This window comes from Sandarakinorhabdus sp. DWP1-3-1, from assembly GCF_049896705.1.
Taxonomy (GTDB): Bacteria; Pseudomonadota; Alphaproteobacteria; order Sphingomonadales; family Sphingomonadaceae; genus Sandarakinorhabdus.
The window spans coordinates 504830-521860 of sequence record NZ_JAFCUV010000001.1; the positions used below are offsets into that span (position 1 = coordinate 504830).

Here is a 17031-nt window from a genome sequence, read left to right on the forward strand (position 1 = left end):
GGGGGGCATAGCCATGGCGCCGCGTCCGCTCGTGCCGGCCCCCGACAGCCTGGGCCTCGCCTCGCCGGCGATCGGCCCGTGGTTTGCGAGCGACCTGTCGCTGGGCGCGCCCGACGGCGACCTGGCGGTGCGGGTCACGCCCGGCGCCTCGACGACCTGGCTGCCGCCGGCGCGGGGCGTGCTGTCGCTGCATTTCGCCACCAGCCCGCGCCCGCCGGCGCTGGCGATGCTGCGCCGGGCCAATGGTGCGCCGGCCTTTGCCGACAATGTGCTGGTGGCGCTGTTCCAGCTGCTGCCCGAGGTGATGGTGCGGCTGGAGGCGCTGCTGGCCAACATCCCTTCGCCCGATGGCAGCGCGGCGAGCGTCGCGACCCGGCCGATGCCGCGCTGGTTCGCCATCGAGGCGAGCGGAGTCACCACGGCGAGCACGGCGGCGCAGGTGTTCGCGCGCTGGGTGCAGGGCTTTGCCGAGACGACGACGCCCGAAAAGCTGAAGGAGATCGGGCTGGGCGGCAGCGACGGTGCGCTGGCTAATGCGGAACGACCGGCGCAGGTGCTGGCCGCGCCGGGCAAGTTCGCCGGCAGTTTCGATGAATTGTTCACGCTGGCGGCGGTGAGCCATGGCGTCTGGGCCTTCGATGCGCGCGGCCGGGCCGTCGATCCGGGGGCTGCGGCGGCTTGGCTGGCCTATCTGGCGACGGTCGAGTTCGACAATCTTTGGGCGCCGGGGCTCGACGCCGGCGACAAGCGCACGGCGACGGCGCCCGACGCGCGCAGCGTCTACCTCGTCAACGCGCATGAAGGCACGCTGACGGCCGCCTTGCTGGCGCGCGCCACGCTGGCGGGGGTGGACGGCGCCGCCACCGATGTGGTGCGGCGAGCGAGCGGCACGGCGGCGGTGACGGTGGGATTTTCTGCGGCGCCAGCGCCCGACGATGCGCCGGTGCCGCGGGCGGCGCTGCTGCCGCATCGGGCCTGGGGCAATAGCGTGTCACTGTGGCCGGCGGGGCCGGTCGATGCGGCGCTGGGGCGCGATTATGCCCGGGTGGCGCTGGTCGATGTCGAGCGCCATCTGACCGGCCAGCCGCGTACGCCGGCAAGCGTGACGCCGACTGCAGGGGAAATGCGCCGCGCCGCCGACCAGAACCGCGCCGCGACGCGGGTGGCGGTGGCGCGGGCGCCCGGCGGCGATGCCGCGCCGACGCCGCTGCGCATCTCGATCGACGATGCCGCCGATGCGCTGGTCGACCTGCTGCAGGACGCGGCGCCGGCGCTGGTGGTGGCGCAGCAGCTCGATCGCGACCAGGGGCCGTTGCCACCGCTGGCTGTCGATCCCGATCCGTTCCCCGCCAGCCTGCCGACGCCGACGGTGCGGGCGCTGGTCGGCGGCGGCACCGCTGCCGGTTCGACGATCGCCGGACAGCGGGTGCTGGTGGAATTCGACCTCGATCCGGTGCTGACCGGCGCCATGCTGCGGCTGTGGCCCAATGGCATCGACCTCGCCACTGGCCGGCGCAAGGCGACCGACGGCGGGGCGGGGCGGGTGCGCGCCGACGGCAAGGTCAGCCTGGTGGTGCTTCTGCCCGATGGCGAAAATGCCGCGTCGCAGCTCGGCGCGACGGCAATGATCGGCACCGGCGACCGTACGCGGCTGTATGGCGAGCTGCGGTTTCCGCGGCCGCTGGCGGCGGGCGGCGCGGCGCTGGCCTGGAGCGCGGCCGGCGGGGCGATCATCGCCTGTGAACAGGACCGCTTTGCCGGCATCGCCGCGGCGCAGGCGGCGGGACTGTTGCCCGGCTCGACGCTGGTTGACGACAGCGGCGGTACGGCGAGCCTGATCGATCCGGCGAGCGTGCCGGCGGCCGCCTTTGCCGCGGGAACGGTGATCCGGTCGCTGACGGCAGGCGATCGCGTCGTCATCAGCCGGCCGGCGTTCCGTGCCGAGCCGCTGGGTGGTACGGCGGCGCTGCTCGGCGCGACCGGTGCGACGGCGACCGAGATACTGCGCGAGGGGGTGTTGCGCACGAGCGGCCCGGGCACGCCGCTACCGTCCCAGATGGCGCTGGCCAGTGCGGCGGCGGCGTTCGACGCGACGACGGCGCGCGCGGTGCTGTTTCCGCCGCCGGCACTATCGCGATTCCACGAGATCGGGCCCGCGCAGCAGGGCCATCCCGGCAGCCCGGCAGCGCCCGAAACGGCGGGTGTCGGTATCGACCTGGGCGGTCCGGCGGCGCTGCTGGTGGCGGAAGGCCTGTCGGCGCTGGCCGATGCGGCGACCCCGGCGCTGGTCGCGGCGGCGGCAGCGCGGACGAGTGCGCCGGCCGAGCCTGCCGGTGCAGGGCTGTTCGTCGCCGCGCTGCGCACCCAGGCGGCTGGCGTGGAGGGAGAACGCGGGCTCGACGTCGAGGCGGGCGACACCGGCCACCCGTTTCCATTCGATGGCGACGAGGCGGCGATGCGGACCTGGTATGCGGATCACCCGTCGATCACAATTGCGGCGCCGGCGGCCGGCCGCGAGGCGGTGCAGCAGCGGGCGATGGCGCGCCGGGCGCTGGCGGCGGCGCGTGGCCTGCAGGAGGGTGCGGTGGCGCTGACGGCGGCGTTCGCGCGGGCCGAGGACCTGGTCTATCTCGAAAGCCCGGCGCTCGATCTGCTGGCGATCGGCAGCGGCGAGGATATCTTGCGGCCGGTGCAGGCGCTTGCCGACCGGCTGGCGGCGAACCGGGCGCTGCACGCGGTCATCTGCGTGCCGGTGGAGGCGCTCATCGGCGCGCCGAAGGACCTGATCCGCGTTCGCGCCGACACGCTGAAGGCGGCGCTGGTGGCGCTGGAGGCGGCGGCGCCGGGCCGCGTGGCGAGTTTCTGCCCCAATGCCGGCGCCGGACGGTCGCTGCGCATCGCGACGACGACGGTGATCGTCGACGATGTCTTTGCGCTAACAGGGTCGACGGCATTGTCCCGGCGTGGCCTGAGCTTCGATTCGAGCCTGTCGGTGGCGGTGTTCGACGAGGCCGTGGTGCGCGGCCGCGGCGCCTCGCTGGCGGCGCTGCGCCGCGCGCTGGTGGCGGCGCGGCTCGGCCTGTCGCCGGCGCTGGTGCCCGATGATGGCGCGCAGCTGGTGCGGGCCATCGCTGCCCTGGTGGCGCGGGGCAGCGGCCGGTTGACGACCGCGACGCTGCCGGTGGTCGATCCGCCCGTCACCGACAGCGATCGCGCACTGTGGAACCGCGACGGCTCGGTGCCGCCGAACCCGGCCGACCTTGCCGCCTGGCTGGCGCTGCTGGGCAACGGCAATGTGCTGAGCAGTGGCACATGAACGGCGGGTAACAGGGCCGTTCAGGCAATCGCCACACGCGAATCGGCATTCTCCCCCCTCGTTGAAAGAGGAGGACCTGCCAATGCGTACCTTGTTTATCCCGCTGGCGGCCCTGGCCGTGGGCGCTGCTGCTCCGGCGGCGGCCCAGTATCAGGATCGTGCCTATGTCGACAATCGCGAGCTGCGACAGGACCAGCGCCGCATCGAGCGCGAGCGCCGCGACCTGCAGCAGGCCCGCCGCTATGGCGACCGCAACGATGTGCGCGAGCAGCGCCGCGATTTGCAGGATGCCCGGCGCGAATATCGCCAGGATGCGCGCGATTGGCAGCGCGGCGCCCGCTATGATTATCGCCGGCCCGATCCCCGCTATGGCGCCTATTACGCCGACAACTACTATCGTGGCGGCAACAACTACCGCCCGCGGGTGCTCGGCCCCAACGATCGCATCTATCGCGGCCGCGACAACCGTTTCTATTGCCGTCGCGACGACGGCACCACGGGCCTGATCATCGGTGCCCTGGGCGGCGGCGTGCTCGGCAACGTGATCTCGCCGGGTGGATCGAAGACGCTGGGCACCGTGCTGGGCGGCGGCCTGGGCGCGGTGCTGGGCAATTCGATCCAGCGCGGTAACGTCACCTGCCGCTGAAGTAACGATCGAAGCTGGCGATGGCGTCCGGCGGTTAAATCCGTTGGACGCCATTTTCATGTGTTCTATCATGATGGGCGAAGGAGACCATCATGGCCAAGACCGCAAAGAAGAGTGCCACCATCGATCTCGGTATGGACGACAAGCAGCGCCGGGCCATTGCCGAGGGCCTGTCACGGCTGCTGGCCGATACCTATACGCTGTACCTGAAGACGCATAATTTCCATTGGAACGTCACCGGCCCGCAGTTCAATTCGCTGCACCTGATGTTCGAGGGGCAGTATACCGAGCTGGCGCTGGCAGTGGACTTGATCGCCGAGCGTATCCGGGCGCTGGGCGAGCCGGCGCCGGGCAGCTATTCGGCCTATGCCACGCTGGCGACGATCGCCGAAGCCAAGGGCCAGCCGCCCGCCGAGGAGATGGTGCGCATCCTGGCCGAGGACCAGCTGGCGGTGGTGCGGACGGCGCGCAGCATCTTCCCGCTCGCCGATGCGGCGCATGACGAGCCGACCGCCGACCTGCTGACACAGCGCATGCAAATCCATGAAAAGACTGCCTGGATGCTGCGCGCGACGCTCGGCTGAGGGGGATCAGCGCGCGATGGCGGTGGCCACCAGGTTCACCGACAGGGCGACGACGGCGATGTTGAACAGGAACGCCAACAGGCCATGGCCGAGCGCGATGCGGCGCATGCGCTTGCTGGTGACGTCGACGTCGGAAACCTGGAAGGTCATGCCGAGGACAAAGGCGAAATAGGCGAAGTCCCAATAGTCGGGGGTGGTGTCGTCGCCGGGAAAATCGAGGCCGCCGAGGTCGCCCTTGGCATCGCCCAGATACCAGACATGGGCATAGTGGAGCGTGAACAGCGTATTGGCGAACAGCCAGGCAAGCACCAGCGACACGCCGGCGAGCGCGACGTCATCGCCGCTGCGGGCGCCGTGGCCGGTCAATTCGACCCAGACCGCGACGACGGTGACGAGCGCGATGACCAGGGCAATGCCGATGAGCGTGTGATGGTCGGGTTCATTGTCGGCGGCGCGGGCCCGCATGGCAGCGGCCTTGTCGCGGACGAAGCGGCGCAGCATCAGCACGAGGAAGACGCTGGCGCCGCAATCGAAGCCGATGAGGAACGCCGGCGCCGGTGCCAGGCGGGTCGACAGGGCGGTGGTGACGATGACCATGATCGCCGCGAACAGCCAGAAACGGGTGTAGCGGCGCAGGATGCTCATGCGCCGGCACAGGCCGGCGGTGGCGCCTGATCAGCCCCGCGCCGCATAGTTGGTCTCCACCCAGTCGCGATAGCTGCCGTCGAGCACGGCGCGCCACCAGCCTTCATTGGCGAGGTACCAGGCGAGGGTGGCCGCGAACCCTGTGGCGAAGTCGCGCGCCGGGGCATAGCCGAGTTCCGCGCGGGCCTTGGCTTCGTCGATGGCATAGCGGCGATCATGGCCCGGGCGGTCGGTGACGGTGGTTTTCAGGCTGGCGGTGGGGGTGCCGCGGGCGGCCGGCGCGCCGGGAAAGCGTGCCGCCAGCGCCGGATCGGCGGCAAAGGCCGCGTCAACGGCGGCGCACAGCGTGTCGATGACGGCGATGTTAAGCAGTTCGGCACCGCCGCCGATGCAATAGGTTTCACCGACGCGGCCGCGCTGCAGCACCGCCTCGATGCCCCGGCAATGGTCCTCGACATGCAGCCAGTCGCGGATCTGCATGCCGTCGCCATAGATCGGCAGCGGCCGGCCGTGGAGGGCATTGATGAGGAACAGTGGGATCAGCTTTTCGGGAAACTGGTAGGGGCCATAGTTGTTCGAGCAGTTCGAGGTGGTGACCTGCAGCCCATAGGTGTGGTGCCAGGCGCGGACGAGGTGGTCCGATGCGGCCTTCGACGCCGAATAGGGGCTGTTGGGGGCATAGGCGGTGGTCTCGCTGAACGCAGGGTCGGTGGGGCCGAGGCTGCCATAGACTTCGTCGGTGGAGACATGGTGGAAGCGGTGGGGCGTGCCGTCACCGGCCAGCCAGACGCTGCGCGCCGCGGTGAGCAGGCTCAATGTGCCGAGAACATTGGTGTCGACAAAGGCGGCGGGGCCGTGGATCGAGCGGTCGACATGGCTTTCGGCGGCGAAATGGACGAGCGTTTCGACGCCGCGGTTGCGCAGCAGTTGCTCGACAAGCGCGGTTTGGCGGATATCGCCCTGGACGAAATCGACGTCGACACCGGCAAGGCTGGCGCGATTGCCGGCATAGGTGAGGGCATCAAGGACGATGATGGCGTCTTCGGGGTGCCTGGCGCGCCAGTAATGGACGAAATTGGCGCCGATGAAGCCGGCGCCGCCGGTGACGAGAAGGGTCATGGGGTGGCCTGCTTGATGGTGGCGAGGCAGTCGCGCAGCTCGGCGCGCCAGTGCCGGGCGGGGCCGGTGATGGCCCAGGTGGCGGTCTTGTCGAGCACGCCATAGGGCGGGCGGCGCGCCGGCGTCGGGTAATCGGCGGTGCGGATCGGCACGATCGGCACGGCGCGGGTGAGCAGGCCGAGGGCCAGCGCTTCCTCGTGGATGGCGACGGCGAAGTCGTACCAGCTGGTCACGCCCGCATCGGTCCAGTGGTGGATGCCGGTGGCGTCGGCGGCGAGCAGCGCCCACAGCGCGCGGGCGAGGCCGTCGGCATGGGTCGGCGTGCCGATCTGGTCGGCGACGACGCGGATTTCATCACGTTCGCGCATCAGCCGCAACATGGTGTGGACGAAGTTGTTGCCGGCGGCGGCATAGACCCAGGCGGTGCGGACGATGAGGGCTTGCGGGTGGGCGGCCTGCGCCGCGGCCTCGCCATCAGCCTTGGTGCGGCCGTAGACGCTGACCGGCGAGGGGGCGGCGGTGGTCGGATAGGGGCTGTGCGCGGTGCCGTCGAAGACGAAATCGGTGGAAACATGGGTGAAACCGATGCCGGCGGTATGTGCCGCAGTGGTCAGATGGTGGACCGCGGTCGCGTTTATGCGCTGCGCGGTGTCGGAATCGGCCTCCGCGCGGTCGACGGCGGTGTAGGCGGCAGCGTTGACCAGCATGTCCGGGCGGGCATCGGCGATGGCGCGGGTGATGGCCACAGGGTCGGTGATGTCGAAATTGGCCTCCGGCGGCGCGATGACGGTGACGCCTTCCGGCGCGGTTGCCTGCAGGGCGCGGCCGAGCTGGCCATTGGCGCCGGCGACCAGCACCCTCATGCGAACACCGCGGCGTCGGCGAGCAGCGTGCCGGTAGCGTCCTTCGCGGAAACCAGCGGCGCCGTGTCGAGCGGCCAGTCGATGCCGATCGTCGGGTCGTTCCAGCGGATGCAATGTTCGTCGGCGGGTTCGTAGAATGTCGTGCACTTGTACTGGAAATCGGCGCTCGCGCTGGTGACGACAAAGCCGTGGCCAAAGCCGGGCGGTACCCAGAGCATCGCCTTGTTGGTGTCGGACAGTTCGACGCCGACCCATTGGCCGAAATGCGGGCTGGAGCGGCGCAGGTCGACGGCCACGTCGAAGACCGACCCTTGCGTGACGCGGACCAGCTTCCCTTGAGGGTTCGAGAGCTGATAGTGCAGCCCGCGGAGCACGCCCTGGCCCGAGCGACTGTGGTTGTCCTGGACGAATTCGAGGTCCAGCCCGGCGTCGGCAAATGCCTTGGCGTTCCAGCTTTCGAGGAAGAAGCCGCGGTCGTCGCCGAACACGCGCGGCGTGATCAGCAGCACGCCGGGCAGCGCGGTCGGCTCGACCTTCATGCGGCGCGCAATTGGCCGAGGAGGTATTCGCCATAGCCCGACTTGCGCAACGGCTCGGCGATGCGCGCCAATTGCTCCGCGTCGATAAAGCCCTGGCGCCAGGCGATCTCCTCCGGGCAGCAAATCTTCAGGCCCTGGCGTTCCTCGACGATGCGGACATAGAGCCCGGCGTCGAGCAGCGCGCCATGGGTGCCGGTGTCGAGCCAGGCGAAGCCGCGGCCCATCAGCTCTACCGACAGCTTGCCGGCGTCGAGGTAGAGGCGGTTGAGGTCGGTGATCTCCAGCTCGCCGCGCGGTGACGGCTTGACGTCGCGGGCCAGTCGCACGGCATCGGCGTCGTAGAAATACAGCCCGGTGACGGCAAAGTTCGATTTCGGAACCGCGGGCTTTTCCTCGATCGTCTCGGCGCGGCCGTCGGCACCGAAGGAGACGACGCCATAGGCGCTCGGATCCTTGACGTTGTAGCCGAACACCGTGGCGCCGTCGGTGCGGGCGCCGGCGGTGGCGAGCAGTTCGGGCAGGCCATGGCCGTAGAAGATGTTGTCGCCGAGGATCAGCGTCGACGGACGATCGCCGATGAAATCCGCGCCGATGTGATAGGCCTGCGCCAGCCCCCTGGGTTCCGGCTGCACGGCATAGTCGAAGCGCATGCCCCAGTCGCTGCCGTCGCCGAGCAATGCGCGGAACGCCGGCGCATCGGCGGGCGTGGTGATGATCAGCACCTCGCGGATGCCGGCGAGCATCAGCACCGACAGCGGATAATAGATCATCGGCTTGTCATAGACCGGCATCAGCTGCTTCGACACCGAGCGGCTGAGCGGATACAGCCGCGTGCCCGAGCCGCCCGCCAGGATGATGCCGCGCCGAGCTGTCGTCATCATGTGCGTCCCTGAATGAAGCGTCGCAGCAGGCCGGCAAAGCTGCGCGCCTGGGCCAGCGGCGATTCCAGCACGGCGGCCTGTCGGAGTTGCACCCCGCGATACCGGGGCCGCGGCCGCCCGGCAACCGCCATCGCGGCCAGGCGCGACAGGATCTGGCGCTTGCGGCGGGCCTGGGATGGCTGCATGCGGATGATCTCGGCCATGGCGAGCGGTTCGGTACTGATGACCGATGCGGCGCGGGCGGCGTCGAGCAGCGCCAGGCCGGCCATGCTGCGGGCGATGACCAGGCTGCGGCCGTCCTGTTCGGCAAAGCTGGGGTAGCCGCGATCGTCGCCGTACCAGGCGTCGGCGCAGGCGATATCGGCGGCGTTGCCGACGGCATCGGGGCAGATCTTGCAGCGGAACTGGACTTCCTTGGACAGGATATCGCCCCAGCTGTCGGCATAGCTCATGCGGCGCGTGCTGCCGTCGTGGAGGGTGGCGGTGGCAAAGCCCGGCCAGCCGTCGCCGCGGTAGCGGAAGGCGGCGACCTCGTGGGGCTCAACGCCCAGCTTGGCGAGAATACGCCCGGTGCCGGCGGCGCTCGGGATGCCGGCGCAGAAAAACGCGAGCATCAGCGGCACCTGCGCCGCAATGCGCGGATCGGTGCGGGCGCGGGCGCGCAGCGCGGTGACGTCGCAGGGCTTGCCGACAAAGGCGAAGCGGCCGCGCGCCAGCCAGGCCTCGAGATCGGCAAGCGGCGCCGACGGCGCATAGCGCGAACCGGCGGCGGCAAGGATGGCGCCGGCATCTGCCGACACGTCGGTGCGGTTGCCGGTCGGGCTGTCGGGATCGGCGCCGGTCTGGACGACGAAATCGACCATGCCGGTCGCCAGCGCATGGGCGAGCAGCGCCGACAGCACCCCGCCCGACGAGGCGCGGTGGCGCAGCGTGTCGTCATGCGCAAAGCCGGTGCCGACGAAATGCGCGCGGCCCCATAGCGGATCATCGATCGGCGCCGGGGCGAGATCGCTTTCGTCGACGATCAGCGCCGGGCAGGCGGCGGCAATGCCGGCTTCCTGGGCGTCGGTCAGCGCTGCCGACTGGTGGGGGCGGAGGTAACCCGGCGGTGCCATCGCCATGGCGACGGCGCCCGGCGCGATGCCGGCGCACAGGCCGCAGCCGCTGCACAACTGCCCGCGGGCGACGCGTTCGAGGCTGGGCGAGGGCGTCACCGCGCCGCCGCGGCCGCGAATTGCGCGGCGAGCTCGCCGATGTAGCTTTCGAGGCCGGCGGCGATCACCGGCGCGCCGCGGGCGATGTCCTTGGCGAGTTCGGCACGGCGGGCAAAGGCATCGAGGATGAAGGCAGTGGCGGCGCCTGTGTCCATGCCCTTGGCGGTGACCAGCCAGGGGTAGTCGAGGCCGCGGTACAGCCCTTCGAACTTGCGGCTGTAGCTTATCGGCACGACGGGGACGCCGGCCGAATAGGCGGCGATGGTGGCGTGCATGCGGGCACCGGTGAGGAAATCCAGCCCCGCGATGAAGCTTTTGGCGGCGACCGGCGAAGCGAAATCGGGGTGGCGGACGAGGGCCGGGGACTCGGCCTTCAACCGGTCGGCGGCGGCGCCGTCGTCGTCGCTGGGCAGGCCGGGCGCCATGACATGGGGAACAAGATGGACCTCCACCCCCGGCATGGCGGTGAAGGCGGTGACCAGCGCGCGGGTCAGCGCCGCATAGTCGAAATCGAGGCCGTACTGGTTGTTGCCGGCATAACCGCCGTGCATCAGCAGGCCGGACACGTTGATGCCGACCTTGATTGGCCCGCCGGAGCGGCGTGCCGGCCGGTCATAAGGTAGTGCGAACGCGACATCGATGGCCTGGCGGGCATCGGCATCGGGGGCGAGTGCCTGCAGCGCCGCCATTGAAAGCGGGTCGCGGGCGAAGACCACATCGGCGCGGCGGCAGGCCCAGGCGGCCATGGCGGTGTGCGGCTGGCGCGAGAACGGCCCGATGGTCTGCGGCGACAGCACCAGCGGCTTGCCGGCCAGGATGGCGAGCGCCTTGGTCATGAAGATATAGGCAAAGCGCTTGTCGGGGTAGATGTCGGCAAAGCTGTCGCCGGCGCCGATGTCGAGCAGGATGTCCGACGCGGCGACATCGGCGCGATAGCCCGACGGCGCGATCATGTAGCGGCCGGTGATGGTGCGCACGGCGATGTCGCTGCCGGTCACATAGGGGGTGCCGGTTTCACGCGCACCGATGATGGTGAACTGCGGGGTCAGCCCGGCGCGCGCCGCGGCGGCGCGCGCAAGCGCGATATTGCCGATGGTGAGGGCACCGACCCCCAGATTGCCGGCGGCAACCGAATGCCACAGCAATCCGATCCGGAGCGTCGTCATGGCCGACCTTCCCGAGACACGAAGGGGAGCGTGCAGGTGGCGGGGCGGCTGCCCCGCCGCGAGGGCCTCAGCCGGCGGGGGCTGAGGCCGGCGCGGTGGCGGCCGCCGGCGTCGCGGCGGGTGCGCCTGCCGGACGGGCCGGTGCCTTGGGGAAGACCGGGGGGCCATAGCCCTTTCCGTAGACGATCTTGGCCTTGTAGTCGGTCTGGTAGGCCTTCAGCGCATCGGCGAGGCTTTTCTGCGTGTTCTGGCGCTGCAGGACGTTCTGCGCATAGGAAATCGCCTTTTCGCCGGTGAACGGCTGCGACTTGGTCGCGGTGACGTTGTTGACGTAGATGACCGGGGCCGGGGCGCCGGCGGGCTGGTCGGCGAACATGAACGGCTCGCCGTTGCTCGATGCGGTGATGCGGATGATCTCGTTGGTCAGCGCCGGATTGACGGTCAGCGAATCGATCTGCTGCGGCGCGCGGCGATATTCGACATTGGCGTCGGTCAGGATGCGTTCGACATCGGCCATGGTCTTGGCATCCTTGAGCCCGAGCTGGTCGATGTTGGCGGGACGCAGGAACTGGATCTGGTCGAGGGTGAAGATCTTGCGATCACCGAACACCTGCGGGTTTTCGGACACGAACTTCTGTGCCGCTTCCCGCGTCGCCTTGGGCACCTTGCGCTGGATGTCGGCCTGCAGCGCCTGGACGAGCAGCCCTTCCTCGGTGCGCTCCTTGGCGAGGAGGAACTGCGGGCTCTTGTCGAGCTTCAGCTTTTCGGCCTCCGCGGCGAGCATCTTGCGTTCGATGACGCGGGCCAGCGCGACCGATTCCACCAGCTTGCGCGGGGCATCGCCGCCGCGGTTGGGGATGGTGGCAAGCTCGCCGTTGAGCTCGTGGATGGTGATTTCCTGGCCGTCGACAGTGGCGACGACCTGGCCTTCGGGTGCCTTGGGGGTCTTGTCGCAGGCCGCCAGGAACAGCGTGGCGGCCGCGGCCGAGGCGAGCATTGTCACGCGTGCCGATTTGATCATAGCAGCTCCTGAAGTCGAAATTGGGGAATGTATGGCGATTTCATGCGCCGGACTTGTCATCGCGGTCAATATTTGAGGCCAAAAAGGGCACGCAGCAGCGCCGCGGCGCGCGCCGGGCGACCGCGCAGCAGCCGCGCCGCCGCCGCCGCCGCCGTCAGCAGCCAGTACCACGGCCACAGGATGACGCGATGCCTGGCGATGAAGCGCAGCCGCGAGCGCGCCAGCCAATATTCCGAAAAGGCGCTGCGATCGCCGGTGCCCGACGAGCCGATCGAGCCACCTTCCTTGTGAAAGACGACGGCGCCATGGGCAAATGCGATGGCGAAGCGGCCGCGGTTGCGCCAGGCCCAGTCGAGTTCCTCGTAATAGAGGAAATAGCCTTCATCCATCGGCCCGATGGCATCGAGGAACGCCCGGCTGACGGCGATCGAGGCGCCGAGCACGAAATCGGTCTCGCGGGCGACCTTGAGAGGATCGAACGGTGCCTTGGCCGGCTGCCCCATGCCGATGCCGCGCGACCGGCCGGTCCAGATATCGAATGTGCTGCCGTTCAGTGCCTGCACCCGGTCGGGCCGGTGGTAATAGCGGACCACCGTGCCGCACATGCCGGCGCGGTCGGTCGCGGCCATCCGGTGCTGCACCGCCGCCGCGGCGTTGCGGTCGATGACGGTATCGTTGTTGAGCAGCCAGAAGGTATCGAGCTGCGGCTGGGCGAGCAGCCAGCGCAGGCCGACATTGTTGCCGCCGGCAAAGCCGAGGTTGCCGCCGGAATCGATCAGCGTCAGCCGCACCGCCGGATCGGGCCGGCGGCCTGCCATGTCGGCGGCGGTAAAACGCTCGCAGGCGATCGGCTTGCGCATCGGCGGCTGTGAATAGCCCGCCATGGCGGCGGCGGCGGGTACGGCAGCAGCGGTGCCGGCGGCCCAGGCGGCGATATGGTCGAGCGAATTGTCCGACGATGCGTTGTCGACGACGACGACGCGCACCGGGATGGTGCTGCGGAACATTGATTCGAGGCACTCGATGCTGTCCTGCCAGCGGTTCCAGTTGACGAGGACGATGCCGATTTCGCCGCTGCGGGCTCCGCTCATGGTGCGGTCGTCCAATAGCTGCCACCGGAAACTTCGGGCGCCGCCGCGGCGCGCGCCATTTCGGCCACGCGCCAGAGCCGGATGCGCACCAGCAGCCCGATGCCCCGCAGGCGGCTGCCGAGGCCGGCAAGCCGATCGCTGGTCAGCAGCTTGACCGCGTGCACGGGGATGGAGGCGAGGACGACCAGCCGCTGCACCGTCCAGCGCCAGGCCGGGCGGCCGGCGGTGCGGTGGGCGACGAGATCATGGGCGATGTGGCGCTGCCATTTGCGCTGCAGCTCGGCAAAGGTGGTGCGCGCCGGGTGGTAGATGCGCATCGCCTCGACATAGCGGATGCGATAGCCGGCGGCGGTGGCGCGGGCGCCCCAGTCCATGTCCTCGGCGATATCGATGCCCGCAAATGGCCCCACCGCAACATGTACGGCGGCACCCATCGCCAGGTTGCCGGTGCCCGAAAAATTCTTGGTGGCGATGTACATCTGCTGGCGATAGGCGAACACCGCCTCATAGGCCTCCAGCGCGGTCAGCCGGCGCGGATCGCCGACATCGATGCGGACGTCGCCGCCGACGACATTGCGGTCGGGATCGGGCTCGACGGCGTCGATCGCCGCCTGCAGCCAGCCGGCTTCGGCGCGGCAATCGGCATCGATGAAGGCGAGCAGCGGCGCCGATGCCGCGGCGACGCCGGTGTTGCGGGCGAGGCCCGGGCCGGGCCGGGGTTCGGCGAGGAAGCGCACGGCCGGATAGGCGGCGGCGACGTCGGCCGGGAATTCCCGCGAGTTGTTGTCGACGACGATCACCTCGAATCGCCCATGATCCAGCTGCTGGCCGAGCACCGAATCGAGACAGATACGCAACGATTTCGGCATCTGGTAATGCGGTATGATCACCGCCGCGCGCGGCACGGCGGGATCGACCTGGCGAGAGGTGTCGGTCTGCAACGGTAACGCCGGCGCGCGATCGCCCTCGGGATCGACCTCAGGGCGCCATCCGGGCCATCGCCGCCGACATCAGCAGCAGGGACGACACACCCGGGTAGCGGAAGCGGAAGCGCGCTTCGCCGCCGGGTTCCTGCAGTTCGAGCAGGTCGTTGGCATTGGCGAAACGCTTCAGGTCGCGCTCGATGATCGTCGGCACACTGTTGCCGCCGAGTTCCGTGTACACATCGTCGACGGTGAAATAGCCGTCGGCCGAGCTGCCGGCGCGGGCGGCGGCGATCAGCAGCGGCCATTGCGCCCGGGCTTCGTCGCGGCCGAGGCTGGCCTGGACGCGGCGTGGCAAGGACGCGTTCCAGTCGGTCAGCACGCGTTCGACGGCGGTGCGGCCATGGACCTCGGAGACCTGCGACCGCTTGTCGGCAAGCGCGGCGAGGCCGGCCTGGTGGGCGAGCAGCCGCACCAGATAGGGCGAGCCGCCGGCCATGGCGGTTATCATTTGGACGGCTTCGTCGGAAAACTTGATCTCGGCGGCGGTCTCGCCGATGGCGATGACGTCGCGCACTTCGTTGACCGACAGCGGCCGCATCGGCAGGCCGACGATGTTGCGTCGGATCGACGGGGCATAGCCGATCAACTCGTCGAGGTTCTGGGCGACGCCCGTCAGCACCAGCTGGACGCGGGCGGCGCGGTCGGACAGATTCTTGATGAGCTCGGCGACGTCGCGGCGGAACGAGGCGTCGAGGACGCGATCATATTCGTCGAGGATGATGATGACGCGGGTGCCGGTGACGTCGGCGAACAGGTCGGCGAGTTCACGCGGCCCGAAATGTTCCTCCAGCATGACATCGAAATTGTCGCCGCGCTCGGCCTCGGGCGAATTCGGCAGCACCGACTTGTGGTAAAGGCGCGGAATGCGGGCGGCGAAGGAGCGGAACATGGCGTCGAACTGCGCCTCGGTTCCGCAGCTGCCGTAAAGGACGAGGTAGCGCGCCTCGCGGGCGGTTTCAGCAAAGACATGGGCGAGGCTGGTCTTGCCGATCCCGCGCTCGCCGTAGATGACGACATGGACACGCTGCTGCTCGATGCTGGCGATCAACTGGGCGAGGGCATCGTGGCGGCCGGCAAAGCTTTCGCGGCCGATGACCGGTTGCGAGGCGCCGAGCGCATCGCGCAGCGCCAGCTTGCGGCGGGCAAGGCCGGCATCGGAATCGCCTGGCTCCACGTCGTCGGAGGCCGATGCGGAGAAGCGCGGCAGGGTGAACGGGCGGACAACGGGCTGGGGTTCGCGCCACAGCGTGTCGAGGAAGGCCGGACGAGCGTCGGCTGCGGCGGCACCGGCGGCGGCGCGGGGGTCGGCGACCATCGGTTCGGTGTCATAGGCTGCGGCAGGGGCTGCGATGACGGCGTCGGCATCGTTTTCGGGCAACGTTTCCGCACCGGCGCGTTCGGCCCGTGACCAGCGTTTCCAGATCATAGATAAACTCACTCTCGTCATGCTGACCAGTCGACCGCTCTATACAACATGCGCTTTCATTGTCAGGCGGTTTTTCCCGCGCCATCGTCACGTTACGGTCTTGCAAGCTGCTTTACGACGATAGCCCGACAAGGTTGCCGATGCCTGCCTGCGGGTGTAGCACCCGACAACATGCGACACGGGAGTATCAGGCGGATGGCGTTTCGGAAGACTGTGGCGGCGTTCGCGACCGCGGCATCGCTGCTGGGCGGGACATCGGCCGGCGCGCAGGCCCTGCCGCCGATCATCAGCACGGCCGGCGACGACAGCCCCATCGAAAACGGTGCGCTGTCGGCGATCGGCAGTCTCGTCGGCGGCCTGCGGCTCGATGCTTCGATCAACACGCTTTACGATTCAAACCTGTTGCGGCTGGGTGACGGCTTTCCGCCGAACGGCGGCGCGAGCAAGAGCGATGTTCGCATCTCGCCATCGGTACGGGCCTCGTTCGGCAAGGCCATCGGGCGCCAGGAATTCTATGCGTCCGGCATTGTCGGCCGCGACTATTTCATCAACAATTCCAATAGAAACCGTAACAATTACGGCGTCAACGGCGGCGTCAACTGGCGCCTGGGCACGCGCTGCAGCGGCGATGTGTCGGGCAGTTTCAATAGCCGGCAGCAGTTGTTTTCCGAGGTGTCCTTCGCCTCGGTGAACGTCCAGGAGCAGCTGAGCTTTGGCGGCAGCGCCATCTGCCGGACGGCAACCGGCATCGGTTTCGGCGGCTCGATCCGGCGCTCGACGACGCGCAACGACAATCCAGACCGGATTTCGTTCGACACCAACAGCACGTCCTTTTCACCCCAGCTGAGCTATGGCAATCCGACGCTCGGCCAGTTTTCGCTGTCGGGCAGTTTCAGCCAGGCGCGCTACCCGGCGCGCTTCATCATCAACAACGCCGGCGCGCAGCAGCCCGATGGCGTCGACATCATGTCGGGCCGTTTCGGCTATCAGCGCGGCCTCGGCGGCCGGCTGTCGGTGAATTTCGGCGTCAGCTATTTCGACGTGACGCCCACGCCTGCCGACATCCTCGTGCCGATCGCGCCGGGCATCGGCATACCGCTGACCCGCGAATCGCAGTCGAACCTCGGCTATGACGTCGGCGTCAGCTACAACAGCGGCAGCCGGCTGACCGCCGACATCACGGCGCGCAAGTCGGCGCAGGCGAGCATCAACGTCGGCGCGCAGTACCAGGTCGTCCAGGCGATCGCCGGCAATATCGGCTATCGCCTGAACCGCGCCATCGGCCTGACGTCGGGCGTCAGCTATACCCAGCGCGACTATCGCAACAGCTTCACCAGCATAGAGGAGCCGACGCGGCGTCTGCAGGACAAGATCGCGCGTATCTTCGCCGGCCTGTCCTACAGCCCGGGGACGCTATATTCGGTTTCGGGTGACATTTCTTATCAGGATCGTAAATCGAATCCTGACGACTATTCGTTTAAGTCGTTCGCGGCGACGCTGCGGCTGCGCGCGGGTTTTGGAGGACGTGGTTGAT

General features: G+C 69.0%; 15 protein-coding genes. 4 read left to right on the plus strand and 11 right to left on the minus strand.

Annotation, left to right across the window (positions count from 1 at the left end; all coding sequences use genetic code 11):
- The first annotated feature begins 13 nt into the window (after nt 1-13).
- The 3 genes from ACP7AI_RS02350 to ACP7AI_RS02360 all read left to right on the plus strand — a co-directional run bounded on the left by ACP7AI_RS02350 (nt 14) and on the right by ACP7AI_RS02360 (nt 4546).
- A complete protein-coding gene (locus tag ACP7AI_RS02350) occupies nt 14-3316 on the plus strand; it encodes a hypothetical protein (protein WP_426163650.1) in 3303 nt (1100 codons plus the stop codon).
- A gap of 82 nt (nt 3317-3398) precedes the next feature.
- Nucleotides 3399-3962, plus strand: a complete 564-nt coding sequence (locus ACP7AI_RS02355; protein WP_426163652.1) for a glycine zipper 2TM domain-containing protein — start codon at nt 3399-3401, stop codon at nt 3960-3962.
- 92 nt (nt 3963-4054) lie between these two features.
- Nucleotides 4055-4546, plus strand: a complete 492-nt coding sequence (locus tag ACP7AI_RS02360) for a Dps family protein (RefSeq protein ID WP_426163654.1) — start codon at nt 4055-4057, stop codon at nt 4544-4546.
- A gap of 6 nt (nt 4547-4552) precedes the next feature.
- Here ACP7AI_RS02360 and ACP7AI_RS02365 read toward each other — a convergent pair whose 3' ends face one another.
- The 11 genes from ACP7AI_RS02365 to ACP7AI_RS02415 form a co-directional block, all read right to left on the minus strand.
- Nucleotides 4553-5191, minus strand: coding sequence for a DUF1345 domain-containing protein (locus ACP7AI_RS02365; RefSeq protein WP_426163656.1), 639 nt, complete (start codon nt 5189-5191; stop codon nt 4553-4555).
- A gap of 30 nt (nt 5192-5221) precedes the next feature.
- A complete protein-coding gene (rfbB, locus tag ACP7AI_RS02370; protein ID WP_426163658.1) occupies nt 5222-6310 on the minus strand; it encodes a dTDP-glucose 4,6-dehydratase in 1089 nt (362 codons plus the stop codon).
- A complete protein-coding gene (gene rfbD / locus ACP7AI_RS02375) occupies nt 6307-7173 on the minus strand; it encodes a dTDP-4-dehydrorhamnose reductase (RefSeq protein WP_426163660.1) in 867 nt (288 codons plus the stop codon). The genes rfbB and rfbD overlap by 4 nt, the downstream gene beginning before the upstream one ends.
- Nucleotides 7170-7712 carry a dTDP-4-dehydrorhamnose 3,5-epimerase gene (rfbC, locus tag ACP7AI_RS02380; RefSeq protein ID WP_426163662.1) on the minus strand — a complete coding sequence of 181 codons (543 nt, stop codon included), beginning with the start codon at nt 7710-7712 and terminating at the stop codon, nt 7170-7172. The genes rfbD and rfbC overlap by 4 nt, the downstream gene beginning before the upstream one ends.
- Nucleotides 7709-8593, minus strand: coding sequence for a glucose-1-phosphate thymidylyltransferase RfbA (gene rfbA / locus ACP7AI_RS02385; protein WP_426163664.1), 885 nt, complete (start codon nt 8591-8593; stop codon nt 7709-7711). The genes rfbC and rfbA overlap by 4 nt, the downstream gene beginning before the upstream one ends.
- Nucleotides 8590-9807 carry a Coenzyme F420 hydrogenase/dehydrogenase, beta subunit C-terminal domain gene (locus ACP7AI_RS02390; RefSeq protein ID WP_426163666.1) on the minus strand — a complete coding sequence of 406 codons (1218 nt, stop codon included), beginning with the start codon at nt 9805-9807 and terminating at the stop codon, nt 8590-8592. The genes rfbA and ACP7AI_RS02390 overlap by 4 nt, the downstream gene beginning before the upstream one ends.
- On the minus strand, nt 9804-10973 hold the full coding sequence (locus tag ACP7AI_RS02395) for a polysaccharide pyruvyl transferase family protein (protein WP_426163668.1): 1170 nt from the start codon (nt 10971-10973) through the stop codon (nt 9804-9806). The genes ACP7AI_RS02390 and ACP7AI_RS02395 overlap by 4 nt, the downstream gene beginning before the upstream one ends.
- A gap of 67 nt (nt 10974-11040) precedes the next feature.
- Nucleotides 11041-11994, minus strand: a complete 954-nt coding sequence (locus ACP7AI_RS02400) for a hypothetical protein (RefSeq protein ID WP_426163670.1) — start codon at nt 11992-11994, stop codon at nt 11041-11043.
- A 65-nt stretch (nt 11995-12059) separates the two neighbouring features.
- Nucleotides 12060-13085 carry a hypothetical protein gene (locus ACP7AI_RS02405; protein ID WP_426163672.1) on the minus strand — a complete coding sequence of 342 codons (1026 nt, stop codon included), beginning with the start codon at nt 13083-13085 and terminating at the stop codon, nt 12060-12062.
- Nucleotides 13082-14026: a glycosyltransferase gene (locus ACP7AI_RS02410; RefSeq protein ID WP_426163674.1), complete on the minus strand. Its 945-nt coding sequence runs from the start codon at nt 14024-14026 to the stop codon at nt 13082-13084. Before ACP7AI_RS02410 ends, ACP7AI_RS02405 begins: the two co-directional genes overlap by 4 nt.
- Before the next feature lie 37 nt (nt 14027-14063).
- On the minus strand, nt 14064-15497 hold the full coding sequence (locus ACP7AI_RS02415; RefSeq protein ID WP_426163676.1) for an AAA family ATPase: 1434 nt from the start codon (nt 15495-15497) through the stop codon (nt 14064-14066).
- A 195-nt stretch (nt 15498-15692) separates the two neighbouring features.
- Here ACP7AI_RS02415 and ACP7AI_RS02420 point away from each other — a divergent pair, with 195 nt between their 5' ends.
- Nucleotides 15693-17030 carry a hypothetical protein gene (locus ACP7AI_RS02420; RefSeq protein WP_426163678.1) on the plus strand — a complete coding sequence of 446 codons (1338 nt, stop codon included), beginning with the start codon at nt 15693-15695 and terminating at the stop codon, nt 17028-17030.
- The last annotated feature ends 1 nt before the right edge of the window (nt 17031 follow it).